We start from the raw sequence: 18,607 nt of genomic DNA, 5'->3' as shown, positions 1-18,607 counted from the left end.
TTGACCGTGTGAACCCGTTCAATGTGGGAGCTGGCTTGCCTGCGATGAGGCCCTTGAAGTCACTGCGACTTAATGCCTGAGCAACTTCTCCTGCACCGCCAACTGATCCACCTCCACCCATATCTGCTGCTTGCCGCCGACCATCACCGCCGCCGGCAGCCCGTCGCGGTACACCACCCGATTGCCACTCACCGCCGGCACTTTACTGCCCGGCAGCAGCGTGCCCACCAGGTTCAGCGGATCAGCCCCGCACACCGCAATCAAACTGCCGTCATGCGGCCGGCGGCGGACTTCGCGCAATGACGCAATCGCCTCCGGCAACGCAAACTGCTCGCCCGCCAGCCCACTGACGAACCGCCCGCCGCGGATCTCCCCGCGCGCTTCGAGCCGATGGAAAGTACGCAGCAATTCGCGCCAGCTCGGCAGCCAATCCGCCTCACGCTCCAGCAACCGCCAGAACACCACGCCATAGCGGCGCAGCAAGGTCATCGCCACATGCTCCAGCGTCTCGGCCGAATGTGGCCCGGCAGCGCTCGGTGAACGGCGCAACAAAGCCCAGCGCCCGGCGTCGTCCATGCCGCCGATAAACGCCCCGCGTCCGCGCCGGCTGCTGCGCGCCTGGCGTTTGCTGGCGGGTGTGGTCAGCGCGCGCAGGCCGGCGAAGCTGTCGGCATTCACCAGCCCGGCGCCCACCAGTTCCTGCAGCGCCGTCTCCAGTTCGCTGCGCAGCAGATGGGCTTCGTGCACCAGTTCGTCGAAAAACAGCGCGCCATGTTCACGCAGCGCCACGTGGACTTTCTGCGCTTTGGGCGACAGCGTGGTGCTGTCGGTCATCTCGGTCAGCCCGCTCCACAGCGGCACTTGGCTGCGCGGCAGCAACACCACCGGTGTGCTGCGCAGGGCCATCGCGCCAGCCTTGTTGCTCAGCCGCGTCCACACCAGCTTGCCGCTGCGGCACAGGTCGTCGAGCCAGGTGGATGAGTAATCCTTCAGGCGCGCGCTCAGCAGGTCTGTGTCCCAAGCCGAGGTAGCGGCGGCGTAGCCCTCAAACTGCGCGACAATCTGCGGCAACATGGCGCTGCCCTGGCCGCGTGTGCCCTCGGACAGGTGCTGCCAATCGAACAGAAAGCGCATGAAATCCTGCAGCGCCACGGGCTCGATTTCCCGGCGCAGGCGCTTGACCGTGTAGCGATGAATGCGCGCGAGCAAATGCCGTTCGCACCACTGTTCTTCGCTGGCGCCAGGGCTGAAACGGCCGCGCAGCACGTAGCCTTCCTGCTCCAGGCGAGCGAGTGCCTGGGTTACGTCCGCCACCGGCAGGGCCAATGGCGCGGCGATCTCGATCAGGCTCAGCGGGCCGAACCCGCCGAGGCGGGCGCGGAGCACTTCGACCAGCGCATCATCAGTGGTCCAGGGTTCATCGAAGCCCGGCAGCAACGGCAAGTCGTTGGGATAAATAGCCTGCAAACAGCTCAAGCGTTCCACCGCCACCCACAGGCCATTGCTCAATGCATAGGCGCGCCCACCCTTGGCCAAGGCCTGCAGCCACTCGGCCCATTGCGGCGTGACCTCGTGAGTGGCAATGCAGGCCAGGCTCATCAGCGCTTCGTGCATTTCGTCCAGGCCATTGGGCGCCGGCCAGGCTTCCTCGCGCACGCCGGCGATGGCCTCGGCATCCAGCGCGCCGAGGTCGTCGGTGCTGTGCGGGTCGCTCCAGCGCCGGTTGAGCACGGCTTGGGTACGGCGTTCCTCCAAGGGGGCATCGTCGAGAAAGGTGTAGGGGCGCGCGCTGAGAATTTCCGCGGCCATGGGCGAGGGCGCCGGCAGGTCACGGCTGATCAGCCGCACTTCGCCGCTTTCCATGCGCCGCAGCAACGCTAGCCAGGCGTTGCTGTCCATGGCGTCGTGCAGGCAGTCGTCGAGGGTCTGCTCCACCAAGGGGTGCTCGGGCACTTCGCGCTCGCCGGCGAGGTTTTCCAGGCAGGCGATCTGGTCGGGAAACACATTGGCGATCAGGTCTTCGCTTTTCATGCGCTGGATCTGCGGCGCCACTTTGCGCCCGCCGGTATAACGCGGCAATGCCAGTGCCACACCGGCGTTCCAGCGCCAGCGCACGCCGAACAGCGGCGCGTCCAGCACAGCCTGGATCAGGACGTGCTCGGCACTGTTGCTGTTCAGATACCGCCACACGTCATCCAGCTCGAAACTGTGGCTGGTCGACAGCGACAGCACGATTGCATTTTCACTGGCCGCCGCCTGCAATTCGACATTGAACGTGCGGCAAAAACGCTTGCGCAACGCCAGGCCCCAGGCGCGATTGATACGGCTGCCAAACGGCGTGTGAATGATCAGTTGGGTGCCGCCGGACTCGTCGAAAAACCGCTCCATGATCAACGTGTCCTGGGACGGCAGCGCGCTCAGGGCCAGGCGTGCGCGGGCCAGGTAATCGAGGACCTGCTCGGCGCTGGCGTGGTTCAGGCCAAGGGTGCCGGTGAGCCAGTCGAGGGCCGCTTGCAAGTCGCCGGGCGTGGCGCTGAGCAGCGCGTCGAGCTGGCCTTGAAACCGCGCCACCGCCGCCGACAATTCGTTGCTGCGCCCCGGCGCCTCGCCCAGCCAGAACGGAATGGTCGGCGGCTGGCCGTGGGCGTCCTCAACCCGCACCTTGCCGGCTTCGACCCGCAAAATTCTGTAGGACGTATTACCGAGCTGGAAGATATCCCCGGCGATGCTTTCCACCGCGAAGTCTTCGTTGACGCTGCCGATGTTCAGGCTCTGCGGCTCCAGCAGCACGCTGTAGTCGGCGTTGTCGGGGATGGTGCCGCCGCTGGTCACGGCGGTCAGCTTGGCGCCACGGCGGCCGCGCAGGGTGTGGGTCACGGCGTCGCGGTGCAGGTAGGCGCTACGGATGCCCTGGCGGCCGTTATAGCCCTCGGCGAGCATCTGCAACAGCGCCTGGTAATGGCGCTCGTCCAGCGCGGCGTAGGGCGAGGCGCGGCGAATGAGATCGAGCAATGCGGGTTCCGACCATTCCTGCGCGCTGACTTCGGCGATGATCTGCTGGGCCAGTACATCCAGCGGCGCGACCGGGATCTGCAAGGTGTCCAGCTCACCCCGGCGCACGCAGTCGAGCAGGGCGGCACACTCGATCAAGTCGTCGCGGGTGGTGGCGAACAGGCGCCCCTTGGGCGTGCCGCCGACCTGGTGCCCGGAACGGCCGACGCGTTGCAGGAAACCATTGATTGAGCCGGGCGAGCCGATCTGACACATCAGGTCGACGTCACCGATATCAATCCCCAGCTCCAGGGACGCAGTGGCAATCAGCACTTGCAACTCGCCGGCCTTGAGCCGTTGCTCGGCGTCCAGGCGCAGCTCTTTGGCCAGGCTGCCGTGGTGCGCGGCCACGGCGGTTTTGCCCAGGCGCTCGCTCAAGTGCCGTGCCAGACGTTCGGCCAGGCGCCGGGTGTTGACGAAAATCAGCGTGGTGCGGTGTTCGCGCGCCAGCTCGACGAGGCGGTTGTAGACCAGTTCCCACACGTCGTTGGCCATGACCGCCGAGAGCGGCACCGGCGGCACTTCGATATCCAGGTCACGCGGGCGGGCGTGGCCGATATCGACAATTGCGCAGGGGCGGTCGGTGCCGACCAAAAAGCGCGACACCGCCTCGATGGGCTTTTGCGTGGCAGACAGGCCAATGCGGGTCAGCGGTTCGGCGCACAGGCCCTGCAGGCGTTCCAGGCTCAGGGCCATATGGCTGCCGCGCTTGCTGGCGGCGATGGCGTGGATTTCATCGACGATCACCGTGCGCGTGCTGGCGAGCATATGCCGGCCGGAGTCCGAACCCAGCAGCACGTAGAGCGATTCCGGGGTGGTCACCAGAATATGCGGCGGGCGCTTGCGCATCTGTGCGCGGTCTTTTTGCGGGGTGTCGCCGGTGCGCACGGCGGTGCGGATCACCAAGGGCGGCAAGCCCATCGCCTGCAGCTGCGCGGTGATGCCGGTGAGCGGGTTTTGCAGGTTGATCTGGATGTCGTTGGACAATGCCTTGAGCGGCGAGACATACACCACCAGCGTCTCGTCCGGCAGTTGCCCGCCATTCGCCAGGCCTTGGTGCACCAGGTCATCCAGTACGGCGAGGAACGCCGTCAAGGTCTTGCCGGAACCGGTGGGCGCAGCGATCAGGGTGGAGCGGCGCTGGCGAATCAGCGGCCACGCCTGGGCCTGGGCGCTGGTCACCGAGGGGAAAGCGTTGCGGAACCAGGCGCTGACAGCGGGGTGAAAGCCGTTCAAGACCGTGTCCGTGGTTTCAGGAAGGTTCATACCCCTTATATGCAACCGGCGGTGCCAAGTTGCAACCCCGCACTTTATCCGTGACGGTTGCGCTACAAACCCGCAAAATGCAACGATTCTGGAATAAACCTACGGCCGGCTTCATCCGCCTGCCGACAATAACCATCGTTCCAAACAGACCGGGCCTGCACACTCTATGCGAATGCGCCTTATGTTACTGGGCGGCGGGAATGCCCTCGGGCAAGCGCTGATTCGCCTCGGTGCAGAGGAAGACATCGGTTTCCTCGCACCCAAACCGCCCCAAGACGGCTGGGATGCCGCGAGCCTTACCCAATTGCTCGACGACACCCGTCCCGATGCGTTGATCAACCTCGCCTACTATTTCGACTGGTTTCAGGCCGAAGCGGTCAGCGAAACCCGTTTGGCCTCTCAGGAATTCGCCATCGAGCGCCTGGCCGAGCTGTGTCAGCACCACAACATTACCTTGCTGCAACCGTCCAGCTACCGCGTGTTCGATGGCTCCCGCGCCACCGCCTACAGCGAAAAAGACGAGCCGGTGCCCTTGGGCCTGCGTGGCCAGGCGTTGTGGCGCATCGAGCAGAGCGTGCGCGCCACCTGCCCGCAACATGTGCTGCTGCGTTTTGGTTGGCTGCTGGATGACAGCGTCGACGGCACCCTCGGGCGCTTTTTGGCGCGGGCCGAAAAACCGGATGAGTTGTTGATGGCCGATGATCGCCGGGGTAACCCGACGCCCGTGGACGATGCCGCGCGGGTGATCATCTCGGTGCTCAAGCAACTTGATTGCGCGGCGCCGCTGTGGGGCACCTATCACTACGCCGGCCATGAGGCGACCACACCGTTGGCGCTGGGCCAGGCGATCCTCACCGAAGCGCGTAATTTCCACCCGCTGGCGATCGAATCGCCTACCGCCCAGGCTCACGCGGCACGCCCGGATGCGGCAGATGAACCGCAACACGCGGTGCTGGCCTGCAAGAAAATCCTGCACACCTTCGGCATCAAGCCTCGGGCATGGCGGGCGGGGTTGCCGGCGTTGCTGGATCGGTTCTACCGCCACAGCTGACACCGCACAAAACCAAAATGTGGGAGCGGGTTTTGTGTGGGAGCTGGCTTGCCTGCGATCGCATCACCTCGGTATCACTGATACACCGAGGTGTCTGCATCGCGGGCAAGCCCGACTCCCACACAAGCCCGCTCCCACAGGGGTTATGCAGTGTTACTTAGAACTTGTAGCCGATACCCACCATGTAAACCATTGGGTCAACGTCCACATTGACCTTGGCACGTGTGCCCTGGCCCAGCGCATTGTTGTCCACGGTGGCCTTGGTGCTGATGTCGATGTAGCGCGCCTGGGCGTTGATCATCCACTTGTCGTTGATCATGTAGTCGGCGCCGATCTGCGCGGCCCAGCCCCAGGAGTTTTCGGCCTTGAAGTTGCTGAAACCGGCTTGTTCGGCGCGGCTGCTGACGTGCTCGTCGTAGATCCAGGTGTAGTTGATACCGGCGCCCACGTACGGCTGAAAGGCGGATTTGCTATCCATCGGGTAGTACACGACGCTCAGGGTTGGCGGCAGGTGCTTGAGGGTGCCGAGCTTGCCGTTGGCGGCGCCGAGGGCGGTGTTCTTGATCTTCACATCGTGCTCGAACGGCGTGGCCGCCAGCAGTTCGATACCGACGTGGTTGGTCAGCATGTAGGCGAAGTTCAAACCCAGTTGGGTGTCGCTGCTCATGGTCGCCTTGCCGCCCAGGTTGGTGCCCGCCAACGGGCCCTGATCAACCTTCACATGGCCACTTTCAGCTTCCGGATTCACGGTAATTGCACCGGCGCGAATCAGAATTTCGCCCGCTTCGTGAGCGTGTGCGACCGGGGCGGCGAGGGCGAGCGCGAAGAGGGACGCGCCGAGCAGAGACTTGTTCATGGGAGCTCCAAAAGGACGTTAAAAGTTGTACGTCCAATGGTAAAGATCGTTCCGTTCGATCCTTTGACTCAGCTCAATGAAAGGACGATCAGCCCCTATTCCTGCAGCTCGTAGACATAAATCTTGTCGGCATCCATTTGATAACCGGCGTCGGCCAGCTCGCTGGATGACGGCTTGACCTGCATCGCGCCCTCGATCCAATACGGCTGATACAACTCATCGAGTTTCACCCCGACTTCGCTTTTCACATGCACGATCTGGTTCGAGGGCGGCGGCGGTACGTGGATGCACGCGCCGAAATACGGCACCAGCAAAAACTCGGTGGTGCGGCCTTCTTCGCTGACTTCCAGCGGCACGATGTAACCCGGCAAGCGGATGTGTTTACCGTCCAGGCTTTGCACCACCGGCGCGTTGGGCAAGTCCTGCTTGGCGGCCGGCGCCGACTCGACCGACAGCGCGTCGGCCATGTTCGACAGGTCGTGCAGCGGTTTCATGTTGGGGATTTCCGGCGGCGCGTCCGGCGGGATCATCTCCTGCCATGACAGATCCTTCGGTTGGTCTTCGGCCCAGACGGGCACTGCTACCAACAGCAGCATTGCAAACAGGGCACGACGCATCGAAGCCTTCCTCATAAACGTATGGACAGGCCATCGGCCAGTGATTGTCGATAGGCGCGCCACGCGGGCACGCTGCCCATCAACAGCGCAGCGGCGAGAATGCCGGCGAGCAAGGTCCATTCATATTCGCTCGGCCATGACATCGGCAGGTCCAGCCCGTAATTGGCCTGCAAATACCCGCGCGACGCGGCGATGCACAGGTACAGCAGACCAATGCCCGCTACCACGCCAGACAGCGCCAGGGCGAAGGCTTCAAAGATCAGCAGCGTTGCGATATGCCACGGCCGCGCGCCCACCGAGCGCAAAATGGCCATTTCACGGCGGCGCTCGTTGAGGCTGGTGAGGATCGCCGTAAGCATGCCGATCAAACCGGTCAGCACCACGAACAGCGAGATCACGAACAGCGCTTTTTCGGCGGTGCCCATCATGCTCCACAACTCTTGCAGGGCCACGCCCGGCAATATCGCCAGCATCGGCTCGCCGCGAAATTCATTGATTTCGCGTTGCAGGGCGAAGGTGGAAATCTTGTTGTTCAGACCGAGCATGAACGCGGTGATGGCCTGTGGCGTGAGGTCCATGTTGCGCGCCTGATCGGCGCTGATGCGGCCTTTGCCCTGGGCCGGCACGCCGTTGTGCCAGTCGATGTGAATGGCTTCCATGCCACCGAGGCTGATGTGCAGCGTGCGGTCCACCGGCGTGCCGGTGCGTTTCAGAATGCCGACCACGGTGAACGGCTTGTCATCGTGTTTGACCAGGCTGACCACCGCGACACCATGGGCCAGCACCAGCTTGTCGCCCAGCTTGTAATGCAGCGCCTCGGCCACTTCGGCGCCGAGCACCACTTCAAACGGGTCGGTGGCAAAGGCGCGGCCGCTGGCCAGTTCGAGGTTCTGTTTGCGGCCGTATTGGTAGTGCTCGAAGTAGGATTGGTTGGTGCCCATCACCCGATAGCCGCGGTGCGAGTCGCCGAGGGAAATCGGGATCGCCCATTTCACCTGCGGGCTGGCGGCGAAGTGCTCGTAGCTGTCCCAACGGATGTTGTTGGTGGCGTTGCCGATACGGAACACCGAGTACAGCAGCAAGTTGACCGAGCCCGAACGCGCGCCGACGATCAGGTCGGTGCCGCTGATGGTACTGGCAAAACTGTTGCGCGCCTCAACGCGCACGCGTTCCACCGCGAGCAACAAACAGACTGACAGCGCGATGGCAAAGGCGGTGAGGATCGCGGTAAAGCGGCGGTTAGCCAGGCTGGCCATGGCTAGACGAAACAAATACATCTCAAACCTCTGCGGGCGTGGCGGCGCGATTGAGTTCGGCCAGTGACAGGTGGCGGTCGAACAGCGGCGCGAGGCTCTGGTCATGGCTGACAAACAACAGGCTGGCGCCAGCGTCGCGGCATTCGGCGAACAACAACTGAATGAAAGCCTCGCGCGCGTCGTAGTCCAGCGCCGAGGTGGGTTCGTCGGCGATCACCAGTTCCGGTTGGCCGATCAGCGCGCGGGCGGCGGCGACGCGTTGTTGTTGGCCGATAGACAGTGAGTCGGCGCGGCGCTCGAGCAGGTTGTTGTCGTTGAGGCCCAAATGCGCGAGCAAGGTCGCGGCGGCCTGGTCGACGCTGCCGTGGCGCTGAACCGCGCGTTGCGCGCGCAGCTTGGAAAAGTGGCAAGGCAGCTCGACGTTCTCGCGCACCGACAGAAACGGCAGCAGGTTGAACTGCTGGAAGATGTAGCCGGTGTGGTCCACGCGAAAGCGGTCGCGGGCGCCGGCCGAGAGTTCGGTCAGCTCCTGGCCGAGCAGGCGGATGCTGCCCCGGCTGGGTTTCTGCACGCCGCCGAGCAGGCCGAGCAGCGTGGTTTTGCCGCTGCCGCTCGGGCCTTTGAGAAACAGGGTTTCGCCGGCTTGCAGGCTAAACGCTGGGATGTCCAGCAACTGTGGGTGACCGGGCCAGTTGAAGCCCAGGTCAGACAGTTCGATCAGTGCTTGGGTCATGTGAAATCAATATCGCCTGGTTGTAGAGCGTGGCGCCGATCCAATGTGGGAGCTGGCTTGCCTGCGATGACGGCGGCACATTCAATATGGATGTGTCTGTTATACCGTTATCGCAGGCAAGCCAACTCCCACATTGACCGTGTTTCAAATCAGAACTTCAGGGTGGCTGCGGTGGCCGTGGCTTCCACACCTTGCTGGCCGCTTGGGCCGATCAGTTGTACCTGAATCTTCTGAGTGGCGGGGAAGGTCTTGAACACCTGGGTCAGGTCGAGGTTGCTCAAGGCCGTCGGCGTGGCGCAGGTGAACTGGTAGTGGGCGTGGATTTCACTGTGGTCATGATGATGTTCGTGGGCGGCTGCGCCTTTGCCGTCGGTGGCGTGATCATCGTCGTCGTCATCATGATCGGCTTCAGGCTTGTCGCCGAACAGCGGGCTGTTGAGTTCCTGGGTGCTGATCACACAACCGGCGGGCTTGGGCAGGTTGAACAGGGCCAACGGGTTTTCCAGCTGTTTGCGCACTGCAGCGACTTTGGCTTTGTCGGCCGGCGTGCTGGCCTGGTGTTCAAAACCCACGAGGTTCATGGCCGGGCTGTCAAATTCCAGCTCAAGCGCCTGACCGTCGAGTACCGCATTGAGACGGCCGACGCCATGCTCGTGGGCGCCGAGGCTGCCGTGCTCATGTTCGTGATCATCGTGAGCATGGGCAACTGCCAGTGGCAGCAGGGCAAACGGCAAAGCAAGCAGCAGACGGCGCATGAGAAGGCTCCAGAACATGAAAGTTTTGTTATGTGATCTTATAACAATAGTGACAGAGTTTGACCGCCCGCTTGGCGTTGCGCAAGCCGCGTGGGAGCATGCCCGTCAGAAAAGTGCAGGAGTAGGGACGATGTTGCGAATTCGTGGAACGGTCGGCGACGTGCCGGTGGACTTGACCCTGGAGCTGGACGACGGCGATTGGGCGCGCTTGGGCGCCCAGTTGCAGGCCGCGCCTACACCGAGCGCGCCCGCTGCCGCGCCGGTCAAACACAATGATGATCTGTGGCAGAACGCCCAGGACCTGTTGCGCAAGGCCGGGCAACTCAACGGGCTGGAACTGCTCGATCAGCTGGAAGGCTTGGCCGGTGACGCCGCATCAGGCAAGCGTCTGTTGGTGCGCTTGCGCCATAACGCCAGCGTGAAAGTGACCAGCGGCGGGGATACGCCGCTGTACAGCTGGATCGGCGATTAGTACAGCGCAGCAAACAACTTGCGGCGGTACGCGGTGACCAGCGGGTGGTCATTGCCGAGCAGTTCAAACACCTGCAGCAAGGTCTTGTGCGGCAAGCCTTCGCTGTAGCTGCGGTTGCGGATAAACAGCTTGAGCAAGCCTTCCAGCGCCGCGTCGTATTGCTGACGTGCCAGCTGCTGAATCGCCAGCTGATAGGCCGCCTCATCATCCTGCGGGTTTTGCGCCAGGCGGCTTTTCAAGTCGGCGGCGTCCGGCAGCTCGGCGGCCTGGCGCAGGAAGGTGATTTGCGCCTTGGCGCCGGCGAGGGCGGCTTTGTGGTCATCGCTTTTCACGGCGTCGAGCACGGCCTGGGCTTCGCCCAGTTCACCGCGCTCGGCCAGGCAGCGCGCGTACAGGATCAGCGCGCCGGCGTTGGTGTTGTCTTCACCCAGCATCGTTACCAGCACCGCTTCGGCATCGCTGATGCGGCCTTCGGCAAACAGCGCCTGGGCCTGCTCCAGCGGATCAGCCGCCGCCGGTGGTGGCATCTGCACGTGCGGCTCCAGCATTGCGCGCACCGCCGACTCCGGCTGCGCGCCGGCAAACCCGTCCACCGGCTGGCCGTCCTTGAACAGCACCACCGTAGGCAGGCTCTGAATGCCAAAACGCGCGACGATATCCTGCTCAGCCTCGCAATCGACCTTGGCCAACAGCAACTCGCCCTGATAGCTCTCGGCAATTTTCGCCAGCATTGGCATCAACGCCTTGCACGGCGCGCACCACTCCGCCCAGAAATCCACCAGCACGGGTTTCTCGAAGGAGTTCTGGATCACTGCCTGGTCGAAGTTGGCGGTGGTGACGTCGAAGATGTACGGCGTGGGCTCACTCATGGGGCGTCTCGAATAAAGCGGGAATGGGGCAACTATAAGGTGATGGAGTCCAGATCGCTATCGCGGGCAAGCCGCTCCCACACTTGACCGCATTCCCTTGTGGTAGCGGGCGTGCCCGCGATGGCCTCAAGTGCGCCGCGAATGGTACAGGCTCACCTTGCGAAACTCCCAAGGCTCGGCCAGGTCCGGCAGGGTCAGTGCCTCAAGGATCTCCAGGCGTTGATAAGCCGGGTGCTGGAAGTCGCGCACGCGCGAATCTGCTACCAGTGCTTCACGGCCGCGCGTCAGGAAATGGTCGAGCAGCGGCAGGTTGGCGCGGTCGTAGAGTACGTCGGCCACCAGGATCAGGTCGAAGCGATCGGCTTCGGCGAAAAAGTCGGCTGAATAACCTAGGGTCACACCGTTGAGTTCGGCATTCGCCCTGCAGGATGCCAACGCCAGCGGGTCCAAATCACACGCGACCACTTCCAGCGCGCCCGCCTTGAGGGCGGCAATCCCGGCCACGCCAGAGCCTGCGCCAAAATCCAGCACGCGCTTGCCGGCAACCCACTCGGGGTACGCCGCCAGGTAACGCGCCAGCGCCAGACCGCTGGCCCAGCAGAAACTCCAATAGGGCGGCTCATGCAGGATGCGCCGGGTTTCTTCGGGGCTGAAGGCGCGGTCCATATTGTCCGCGTCCAGCAGCCACAACGACAGCTCGGTGCCCGGCAGCGGGCAGGGCACCAGTTGCGCGTCGCCGATCAGCTCGCTCAGGGCGCGTTGCAGGTCCAGCGGTGGCGTCATGGCGCCGGGACGAGTTGCAGCGGGCCGGTGGCCTGGGTAATTGCCTGGGTGATGCGCACGGCGGGCAGGTGCAGGATCAACTGGCCGGACTGGCTGGCGCGACCGCGCAATTCAACCCGCGCACCGGCCGGGAAGGCTTCCGGGTTAAAGCGCAGGCGGAACGCCAGGGGCTTGCCATTGCCGGTCAACACGCTGCTGGCGAGCAGCTGTTGTGGGCGGTTGCGCTCGTCAATCACCAGCAGGGCCAGTTCGACTTCGGCGTTGGCCGGCACGCCGTTGAGGGTGCCGTTGATTTCGCGCTGATAAGCCGGCAGCGGGCCGAGGTCTTCAATGCCGGGCACTTTTTTCTCTTGGGCGGGCGTCGGTTGAGGCGCCGAAGGCTTGGGGGCTTCGCTGCTGCAGGCGACCAGAAAACTGAACAGGGCGAGTAAAACAAGTGGTCGTAACTGCATGTACGGCTCCAGAAAGGGCAAAATCCGTGGCTTTAAAATAAAGAAACATATAAGCCTGCCTATATACCGTAAAGGCTATGGCTTGTCTTGCCACAGGGATGCGCTACCATGGCCCTCCCTTTTTTTGTTGCCTGCCACCATGCACTGTCCCTTCTGCGGTGCCAACGACACCAAGGTCATTGACTCGCGTCTGGTCGCCGAGGGCGATCAAGTACGTCGCCGGCGCGAATGCCTGGCCTCTGGCTGCGGTGAACGTTTCACCACCTTCGAAACCGCCGAACTGGTATTGCCACGTCTGATCAAGTCCGACGGCAGCCGCCAGCCTTTCGACGAAGACAAACTGCGCGCCGGTATGCAGCGCGCCCTGGAAAAACGCCCGGTGAGTGTCGAGCGGCTGGAGGCGGCGCTGGTGCATATCAAGCACAAGCTGCGTGCGACCGGCGAGCGCGAGGTCAAGAGCCTGGTGGTTGGAGAGCTGGTGATGGGCGAGCTGCAAAAGCTCGACGAAGTCGCCTATATCCGTTTCGCCTCGGTGTATCGACGCTTCCAGGACCTCAACGAGTTCCGCGAAGAAATCGACCGCCTGGCCCGTGAGCCTGCCAAAAAATGAACCCTCCGTCTGCCGAACAAGCTGTCCTCGACGCCCATTACATGGCCCGCGCCCTCGAATTGGCGCGCAAGGGCGTGTACACCACCCACCCCAACCCGCGTGTGGGCTGCGTGATTGTGCGTGACGGGCAGATTGTCGGCGAAGGCTGGCACGAGCGCACCGGCGAACCGCATGCCGAACCGAATGCCCTGCGCGCTGCCGGTGCCAAGGCGCGTGGCGCCACGGTGTATGTAACCCTGGAGCCGTGCAGCCACCACGGACGCACGCCGCCGTGTGCCGATGCACTGGTGACTGCCGGTGTGGCGCGCGTGGTGGCCGGGATGCAGGACCCGAACCCGGAAGTGGCCGGGCGTGGCATGCAGCGCTTGGCGCAAGCCGGTATCGAAACCCGCAGCGGCGTGCTGGAAAGCGAAGCGCGCGCGCTGAACCCGGGCTTCCTCAAGCGCATGGAGCACGGCCTGCCGTTTGTGCGGGTCAAGCTGGCGATGAGCCTGGACGGCCGCACCGCGATGGCCAGCGGCGAAAGCCAATGGATCACCGGCCCGGCCGCCCGCGCCGCCGTACAGCGCCTGCGTGCCGAGGCCAGTGTGGTGCTGACCGGCGCCGACACGGTGCTGGCCGATGGCGCGCGTCTGACGGTGCGCGCCGCCGAGTTGGGCCTGGACGATGAAACCACCGCACTTGCCATGTCGCGCCCGCCCTTGCGCGTGTTGATCGACGGGCGCCTGCGGGTGCCGCTCAATGCGCCGTTCTTCAAGGCCGGCCCGGCGTTGGTCATCACCTGCGTGACCGCGGAAAACCAGTTCCCCCGTGGCCCCGAATGCCTGGTGGTGCCGGGCGTTGACGGTCAGGTCGACCTGCGCTCGGCCCTGGTGGCCCTGGCCGCCCGTGGCGTCAACGATGTGCTGGTGGAAGCCGGCCCGAGCCTGGCCGGTGCGTTTGCCCAGCAAGGGCTGGTGGACGAGTACGTGATATTCGTCGCCGGCAAGTTCCTCGGCTCCGCCGCCCGGCCTCTGCTGGACTGGCCGCTTGAGAAACTGGCCGATGCCCCCCCACTCAAGATCACTGACATGCGCGCTGTAGGCGACGACTGGCGAGTCACTGCCATCCCTATGCCAGCAGCGAGCGTATAATTCCCGGCCCGCGCTTGAGCGACAGCCCCTCGTTTTCAGGAGAACGAAATGTTCACCGGCATTATCGAATCCATCGGCAGCATCCGTGCAATGACTCCCAAAGGCGGCGACATCCGCCTGCTGGTTGAAACCGGCAAGCTGGACCTGGGCGACGTCAAGCTGGGCGACAGCATCGCCGTCAGCGGCGTGTGCCTGACCGTCATCGAGCTGCCTGGCAACGGCTTTGCCGCCGACGTCAGCCGGGAAACCCTGGACTGCACCGCGATGAACGACCTCAAGGCCGGCAGCCCGGTCAACCTGGAAAAAGCCCTGACCCCGACCACGCGCCTGGGCGGCCACCTGGTCAGCGGCCATGTCGATGGCGTCGGCGAAGTGGTGTCCCGCAGCGAAAACGCGCGGGCCGTGGAATTTCGCATCCGCGCACCCAAAGAGCTGGCCAAGTACATCGCCCACAAAGGCTCGATCACCGTCGACGGCACCAGCCTGACCGTGAACGCCGTGAATGGCGCCGAATTTGAACTGACCATCATTCCCCACACCCTGAGCGAAACCATCATGGCCTCGTACCAGCCAGGTCGCCGGGTGAATCTGGAAGTCGACTTGCTTGCCCGTTACCTGGAGCGCCTGCTGTTGGGCGATAAGGCCGCAGAGCCTACTGCCGGGAACATCACTGAAAGTTTTTTAGCCGCTAACGGCTACCTTAAATCCTGACCAAGGGGGTGCCGCGTGGCGCTCAATAGCATCGAAGAACTGGTTGAAGACATCCGCCAAGGCAAGATGGTCATCCTGATGGATGACGAAGACCGTGAAAACGAAGGCGACATCATCATGGCCGCCGAGGCCTGCAAGGCTGAGCACATCAACTTCATGGCCAAGCACGCGCGTGGGCTGATCTGCATGCCTATGAGCCGCGAACGCTGCGAGTTGCTCAAGCTGCCCTTGATGGCGCCGCGCAACGGGTCGGGTTTCGGCACCAAGTTCACCGTATCGATTGAAGCGACCACCGGCGTGACCACCGGTATTTCTGCGGCCGACCGCGCGCGCACCGTGCAAGCCGCCGCCGCCAAAGACGCCAAGGCCGAAGACATCGTCAGCCCCGGCCACATCTTCCCGCTGATGGCCCAGCCGGGCGGCACCCTCGCGCGTGCCGGCCACACCGAAGCCGCCTGCGACCTGGCGCGCATGGCCGGTTTCGAGCCGAGCGGCGTCATCTGCGAAGTGATGAACGACGACGGCACCATGGCTCGTCGCACTGAACTTGAAGCGTTTGCGGCTGAACACAACCTCAAGATCGGCACCATTGCCGACCTGATTCACTACCGCATGATCCATGAACGTACCGTTCAGCGGATTGCCGAGCAGCCACTGGACAGCGAACTGGGCCAATTCAATTTGGTGACCTACCGTGATTCAGTGGAAGGTGACGTGCACATGGCCCTGACGCTGGGGAACATTTGCGCCGAAGAACCGACCCTGGTGCGTGTGCACAACATGGACCCGCTGCGCGACCTGCTGATGGTCAAGCAGCCCGGCCGCTGGAGCCTGCGCGCCGCCATGGCTGCGGTCTCCGAGGCAGGCAGCGGTGTGGTGCTGTTGCTCGGTCACCCGTTGGACGGCGATGTATTGCTGGCGCATATCCGCGAAACCGCCGACCACGTGCCGGTGAAAAAACCGACCACCTACAGCATCGTCGGTGCCGGTTCGCAGATCCTGCGTGACCTGGGCGTACGCAAAATGCGCCTGATGAGCGCGCCAATGAAATTTAATGCGATATCCGGTTTCGACCTGGAAGTTGTAGAATACGTGCCCTCCGAATAAAGGCCGGCGATTTTTGCCCCTTGTTCGCGGTTAAATCATCACTGAGGGACGCACTTTTCGCGTCCCGGCTCTTTAAGAGATTTGTCGAATGACCCTGAAGACCATCGAAGGTACCTTCATCGCCCCCAAAGGCCGCTATGCCCTGGTGGTTGGCCGCTTCAACAGCTTCGTGGTTGAAAGCCTGGTAAGCGGTGCCGTTGACGCCCTGGTTCGCCACGGTGTGAGCGAGAGCGATATCACTCTCATCCGTGCCCCTGGCGCCTTCGAAATTCCACTGGTTGCGCAAAAAGTTGCTCAGCAGGGTGAATACGCGGCGATCATCGCCCTGGGCGCGGTCATTCGTGGCGGCACCCCGCATTTCGAATACGTGGCCGGCGAATGCACCAAGGGCCTGGCCCAGGTGTCCATGGAGTTCGGCGTGCCTGTCGCTTTCGGCGTGCTGACCGTAGATTCCATCGAGCAAGCCATCGAGCGTTCCGGCACCAAGGCCGGTAACAAAGGCGCTGAAGCTGCCCTGTCCGCGCTGGAAATGGTCAGCCTGCTGTCGCAGTTGGAGGCCAAGTGATTTCCGACGAGAGCGATCAGTTCAACCCCCAAGACCCGCGCCCTGCGGATGCCGGCAAGCCGTCCAAAAGCGAGAAGCGCCGTAAAGCGCGTCAACTCGCGACTCAGGCGCTGTACCAGCGTCTGATGGCCGGCGCTTCGCTGAACGAAATCGAAGCGCAGTTCCGCGTCGACAACGACTTCACGTTTGCCGACCAGAGCTACTTCCACGACATCCTGCACGGTGTGCATGCCAACCTGACCGAGATCGACACGGCGCTGGCGCCTTGCCTGGACCTGACGATCGAAGAGCTGGACCCGGTTGAACTGTGCGTAATGCGCTTGTCCACCTGGGAACTGCTCAAGCGCGTTGACGTGCCGTACCGCGTGGTGATCAACGAAGGGATCGAGCTGGCCAAAGTCTACGGTTCGACCGACGGCCACAAGTTCGTCAACGGCGTGCTCGACAAATTGGCCCCGCGCCTGCGTGAAGCCGAAGTGAAGGAACACAAGCGCTAAGTCGCGCTGACCTTCCCAATGGGTGAGTTCGAGCTGATCCGCAACTACTTCGCCGCCGCGCCCTGTGCGCAGGGCGGCGAAGGCATTGCCCTCGGGATCGGCGACGACTGCGCCTTGCTGGCGCTCCCCGTCGGGGAGCAGTTGGCAATCTCTACCGATACGTTAGTGGCCGGCGTGCATTTTGCCGACCCGTGTGACCCGTTCCTGCTCGGCCAGCGCTCGCTGGCCGTGGCAGTGAGCGACTTGGCCGCCATGGGCGCCCATCCGCTTGCCTTTACCCTTGCCCTGACAACGCCGACGGTCGATGCCGATTGGCTGCAACGCTATGCCCAGGGTTTGAACACCATGGCGCAAAGCTGCGGCGTGGGCCTGGTGGGCGGCGACACCACGCGCGGGCCGCTGAGCCTGACCCTGACCGTGTTTGGCCGTGTGCCGGCCGGGCAGGCGTTGACGCGCAGCGGTGCGCAACCGGGTGACTTGCTGTGTGTAGGCGGTGAGCTGGGCAATGCTGCCGGTGCGTTGCCGCTGGTACTGGGCCAACGCACGGCAGACGCCGCTGTCGCCGAGCCGCTGCTGGCGCACTACTGGTCGCCACAACCGCAACTGGCGTTGGGCCTGGCGCTGCGGGCAAAGGCCACATCGGCCATGGATATCTCCGACGGGTTGTTGGCCGATTGCGGGCATATCGCCAAGGCGTCGGCTGTCAGCCTGGTGATTGAGCGTCAGCAATTGCCGTTGTCCGCGGCCTTGCTGGCGTTTCTCGGTGATGACCAGGCGCGCGTGGCGGCCCTGAGCGGGGGCGACGACTACGTATTGGCGTTCACGTTGCCGCCGGCCGAGCTGGCGCCGTTGCAGGCTGCTGGTTGGCCGATCCACGTGATCGGTCGGGTCGAGGCGGGGCAGGGCGTCACCTTGCTCGATGCCACTGGGCAAGACATCACACCGGCCGTGCGTGGCTATCAGCATTTTCAAGAAACACCGTAAGCCAGCGACCTGCGCTACCCTCTATACGGATATTACGGTGTGTGGGGTTGTGTCGTTATGGATGTACGCCGTTGGCTGCTGGTGGTGCTGTGTGCACTTGCCTCGCTGGTCCAAGCAGATGAGGGCCCGGTCCCTGGCAAGATCACGCTGGCCAGTGAGGAATGGAACGACTACACCAACAAAGATGGCAGCGGCCTGGCCTGGGACGTATTGCGCCAAATCTTCGAGCCCGCCGGCATCACCCTGCAAACCCGCAGCGAGCCCTATACCCGCTCGGTCGGCCTGGCCCAGCGCGGCGAGGTGGATGGCTGGGTCGGTGCCTATCGCGATGAAGCCAGCGGCGTGTTGTACCCGCACTGGAATTTCGACTCGGACCACATCTACGCCCTCGGGCTGGCGACGACGCCGTCGCCAAGCCTCGCCACGCTGGGCAATTACCGCCTGGCCTGGGTACGCGGCTACAAGTACGAGGAGTACTTGCCCAACCTGCGTCACTTCAACCAGATCGAACGCCGAGACGGCATCCTGCCGATGCTGCAGCACGGCCGCGCCGACTTCTACATCGACTCGCTCACCGAAGCCAGGTACGTGCTTGGCCAGGCGGACGATCCTTCGCGGTTCAGGCTCACGCCTATCGCCGAGCTGCCGCTATACATAGGCTTTGCCGACACTGAGCGCGGCCGGGCCTTGATGGCGGTGTATGACCAGCGCATGGCGGCTTTGGTCAAAAGCGGCGAACTGAAGCCGATTTTCGGACACTGGAAGCAGCCTTACCCGTTCTGACCTGCATAGAACCGGGACGAAGGCCAATCGAACCGATTGATCTTTATCAGCGATAA

The 18,607-nt window shown here is 63.5% G+C and carries 19 protein-coding genes; 10 read left to right on the top strand and 9 right to left on the bottom strand.

The window, feature by feature from the left end:
* Nucleotides 1-69: 69 nt before the first annotated feature.
* Nucleotides 70-4,317 (bottom strand): DEAD/DEAH box helicase, encoded by a 4,248-nt coding sequence (locus tag ABWL43_RS25950; RefSeq protein ID WP_404485306.1) that lies wholly within the window; start codon nt 4,315-4,317, stop codon nt 70-72.
* 166 nt (nt 4,318-4,483) lie between these two features.
* On the opposite strand from ABWL43_RS25950, the gene ABWL43_RS25945 reads away from it, so the two are divergent.
* Nucleotides 4,484-5,368, top strand: a complete 885-nt coding sequence (locus ABWL43_RS25945) for a sugar nucleotide-binding protein (RefSeq protein ID WP_145162653.1) — start codon at nt 4,484-4,486, stop codon at nt 5,366-5,368.
* Nucleotides 5,369-5,525: 157 nt separating this feature from the next.
* Here the strand turns inward: ABWL43_RS25945 and ABWL43_RS25940 are convergent, their stop codons facing one another.
* From ABWL43_RS25940 to ABWL43_RS25920, 5 genes are all read right to left on the bottom strand, one after another.
* A complete protein-coding gene (locus tag ABWL43_RS25940; protein ID WP_145162650.1) occupies nt 5,526-6,224 on the bottom strand; it encodes an OmpW family protein in 699 nt (232 codons plus the stop codon).
* Between the two features lie 95 nt (nt 6,225-6,319).
* On the bottom strand, nt 6,320-6,841 hold the full coding sequence (locus tag ABWL43_RS25935; protein ID WP_106580232.1) for a DUF3299 domain-containing protein: 522 nt from the start codon (nt 6,839-6,841) through the stop codon (nt 6,320-6,322).
* An 11-nt stretch (nt 6,842-6,852) separates the two neighbouring features.
* Nucleotides 6,853-8,118 (bottom strand): ABC transporter permease, encoded by a 1,266-nt coding sequence (locus ABWL43_RS25930; RefSeq protein ID WP_404485301.1) that lies wholly within the window; start codon nt 8,116-8,118, stop codon nt 6,853-6,855.
* Nucleotide 8,119: 1 nt separating this feature from the next.
* A complete protein-coding gene (locus ABWL43_RS25925; RefSeq protein WP_145162641.1) occupies nt 8,120-8,830 on the bottom strand; it encodes an ABC transporter ATP-binding protein in 711 nt (236 codons plus the stop codon).
* A gap of 149 nt (nt 8,831-8,979) precedes the next feature.
* Nucleotides 8,980-9,585 (bottom strand): DUF2796 domain-containing protein, encoded by a 606-nt coding sequence (locus ABWL43_RS25920; protein WP_242201343.1) that lies wholly within the window; start codon nt 9,583-9,585, stop codon nt 8,980-8,982.
* Between the two features lie 130 nt (nt 9,586-9,715).
* Here ABWL43_RS25920 and ABWL43_RS25915 point away from each other — a divergent pair, with 130 nt between their 5' ends.
* Nucleotides 9,716-10,057 carry a hypothetical protein gene (locus ABWL43_RS25915; RefSeq protein WP_404485299.1) on the top strand — a complete coding sequence of 114 codons (342 nt, stop codon included), beginning with the start codon at nt 9,716-9,718 and terminating at the stop codon, nt 10,055-10,057.
* On the opposite strand, the gene trxA is transcribed toward ABWL43_RS25915, so the two are convergent.
* The 3 genes from trxA to ABWL43_RS25900 form a co-directional block, all read right to left on the bottom strand.
* Complete coding sequence (gene trxA / locus ABWL43_RS25910; RefSeq protein ID WP_145162632.1) at nt 10,054-10,926, bottom strand: thioredoxin; 873 nt, start codon at nt 10,924-10,926, stop codon at nt 10,054-10,056. The genes ABWL43_RS25915 and trxA overlap by 4 nt on opposite strands.
* 126 nt (nt 10,927-11,052) lie before the next feature.
* The gene (locus tag ABWL43_RS25905; protein WP_404485295.1) at nt 11,053-11,709 is read right to left on the bottom strand and encodes a class I SAM-dependent methyltransferase; all 657 of its coding nucleotides are present in this window, start codon (nt 11,707-11,709) and stop codon (nt 11,053-11,055) included.
* A complete protein-coding gene (locus ABWL43_RS25900; RefSeq protein ID WP_145162626.1) occupies nt 11,706-12,161 on the bottom strand; it encodes a YbaY family lipoprotein in 456 nt (151 codons plus the stop codon). Before ABWL43_RS25900 ends, ABWL43_RS25905 begins: the two co-directional genes overlap by 4 nt.
* Before the next feature lie 139 nt (nt 12,162-12,300).
* On the opposite strand from ABWL43_RS25900, the gene nrdR reads away from it, so the two are divergent.
* The 8 genes from nrdR (at nt 12,301) to ABWL43_RS25860 (ending at nt 18,551) form a co-directional block, all read left to right on the top strand.
* Nucleotides 12,301-12,771 carry a transcriptional regulator NrdR gene (gene nrdR, locus ABWL43_RS25895; RefSeq protein WP_164487963.1) on the top strand — a complete coding sequence of 157 codons (471 nt, stop codon included), beginning with the start codon at nt 12,301-12,303 and terminating at the stop codon, nt 12,769-12,771.
* Entirely contained in the window at nt 12,768-13,904 is a 1,137-nt protein-coding gene (ribD, locus tag ABWL43_RS25890) for a bifunctional diaminohydroxyphosphoribosylaminopyrimidine deaminase/5-amino-6-(5-phosphoribosylamino)uracil reductase RibD (RefSeq protein WP_369302411.1), read from the top strand. Before nrdR ends, ribD begins: the two co-directional genes overlap by 4 nt.
* A 48-nt stretch (nt 13,905-13,952) precedes the next feature.
* Nucleotides 13,953-14,615, top strand: a complete 663-nt coding sequence (locus ABWL43_RS25885; RefSeq protein ID WP_145162620.1) for a riboflavin synthase — start codon at nt 13,953-13,955, stop codon at nt 14,613-14,615.
* A gap of 15 nt (nt 14,616-14,630) precedes the next feature.
* Nucleotides 14,631-15,722: a bifunctional 3,4-dihydroxy-2-butanone-4-phosphate synthase/GTP cyclohydrolase II gene (gene ribBA, locus ABWL43_RS25880; RefSeq protein WP_242201374.1), complete on the top strand. Its 1,092-nt coding sequence runs from the start codon at nt 14,631-14,633 to the stop codon at nt 15,720-15,722.
* A gap of 88 nt (nt 15,723-15,810) precedes the next feature.
* On the top strand, nt 15,811-16,287 hold the full coding sequence (gene ribE / locus ABWL43_RS25875) for a 6,7-dimethyl-8-ribityllumazine synthase (protein ID WP_003194576.1): 477 nt from the start codon (nt 15,811-15,813) through the stop codon (nt 16,285-16,287).
* Nucleotides 16,284-16,784 (top strand): transcription antitermination factor NusB, encoded by a 501-nt coding sequence (gene nusB, locus ABWL43_RS25870; protein ID WP_017135996.1) that lies wholly within the window; start codon nt 16,284-16,286, stop codon nt 16,782-16,784. The genes ribE and nusB overlap by 4 nt, the downstream gene beginning before the upstream one ends.
* An 18-nt stretch (nt 16,785-16,802) precedes the next feature.
* Nucleotides 16,803-17,768 carry a thiamine-phosphate kinase gene (gene thiL / locus ABWL43_RS25865; RefSeq protein ID WP_404485289.1) on the top strand — a complete coding sequence of 322 codons (966 nt, stop codon included), beginning with the start codon at nt 16,803-16,805 and terminating at the stop codon, nt 17,766-17,768.
* A gap of 57 nt (nt 17,769-17,825) precedes the next feature.
* Nucleotides 17,826-18,551: a substrate-binding periplasmic protein gene (locus ABWL43_RS25860; protein WP_404485287.1), complete on the top strand. Its 726-nt coding sequence runs from the start codon at nt 17,826-17,828 to the stop codon at nt 18,549-18,551.
* Nucleotides 18,552-18,607 lie beyond the last annotated feature (56 nt).

The organism is Pseudomonas sp. HT11 (assembly GCF_044875395.1).
GTDB lineage: Bacteria > Pseudomonadota > Gammaproteobacteria > Pseudomonadales > Pseudomonadaceae > Aquipseudomonas.
Note: the sequence above shows the minus strand (reverse complement) of the source record. Positions and strands in the feature narration are given on the sequence as shown.

Excerpts from the sequence above, each read along its gene's own strand:
- ABWL43_RS25950 (WP_404485306.1), bottom strand. The coding sequence starts at position 4,317 with ATGAACCTTCCTGAAACCACGGACACGGTCTTGAACGGCTTTCACCCC.
- ABWL43_RS25945 (WP_145162653.1), top strand. The coding sequence starts at position 4,484 with ATGCGAATGCGCCTTATGTTACTGGGCGGCGGGAATGCCCTCGGGCAA.
- ABWL43_RS25940 (WP_145162650.1), bottom strand. The coding sequence starts at position 6,224 with ATGAACAAGTCTCTGCTCGGCGCGTCCCTCTTCGCGCTCGCCCTCGCC.
- ABWL43_RS25935 (WP_106580232.1), bottom strand. The coding sequence starts at position 6,841 with ATGCGTCGTGCCCTGTTTGCAATGCTGCTGTTGGTAGCAGTGCCCGTC.
- ABWL43_RS25930 (WP_404485301.1), bottom strand. The coding sequence starts at position 8,118 with ATGTATTTGTTTCGTCTAGCCATGGCCAGCCTGGCTAACCGCCGCTTT.
- ABWL43_RS25925 (WP_145162641.1), bottom strand. The coding sequence starts at position 8,830 with ATGACCCAAGCACTGATCGAACTGTCTGACCTGGGCTTCAACTGGCCC.
- ABWL43_RS25920 (WP_242201343.1), bottom strand. The coding sequence starts at position 9,585 with ATGCGCCGTCTGCTGCTTGCTTTGCCGTTTGCCCTGCTGCCACTGGCA.
- ABWL43_RS25915 (WP_404485299.1), top strand. The coding sequence starts at position 9,716 with ATGTTGCGAATTCGTGGAACGGTCGGCGACGTGCCGGTGGACTTGACC.
- trxA (WP_145162632.1), bottom strand. The coding sequence starts at position 10,926 with ATGAGTGAGCCCACGCCGTACATCTTCGACGTCACCACCGCCAACTTC.
- ABWL43_RS25905 (WP_404485295.1), bottom strand. The coding sequence starts at position 11,709 with ATGACGCCACCGCTGGACCTGCAACGCGCCCTGAGCGAGCTGATCGGC.
- ABWL43_RS25900 (WP_145162626.1), bottom strand. The coding sequence starts at position 12,161 with ATGCAGTTACGACCACTTGTTTTACTCGCCCTGTTCAGTTTTCTGGTC.
- nrdR (WP_164487963.1), top strand. The coding sequence starts at position 12,301 with ATGCACTGTCCCTTCTGCGGTGCCAACGACACCAAGGTCATTGACTCG.
- ribD (WP_369302411.1), top strand. The coding sequence starts at position 12,768 with ATGAACCCTCCGTCTGCCGAACAAGCTGTCCTCGACGCCCATTACATG.
- ABWL43_RS25885 (WP_145162620.1), top strand. The coding sequence starts at position 13,953 with ATGTTCACCGGCATTATCGAATCCATCGGCAGCATCCGTGCAATGACT.
- ribE (WP_003194576.1), top strand. The coding sequence starts at position 15,811 with ATGACCCTGAAGACCATCGAAGGTACCTTCATCGCCCCCAAAGGCCGC.
- thiL (WP_404485289.1), top strand. The coding sequence starts at position 16,803 with ATGGGTGAGTTCGAGCTGATCCGCAACTACTTCGCCGCCGCGCCCTGT.
- ABWL43_RS25860 (WP_404485287.1), top strand. The coding sequence starts at position 17,826 with ATGGATGTACGCCGTTGGCTGCTGGTGGTGCTGTGTGCACTTGCCTCG.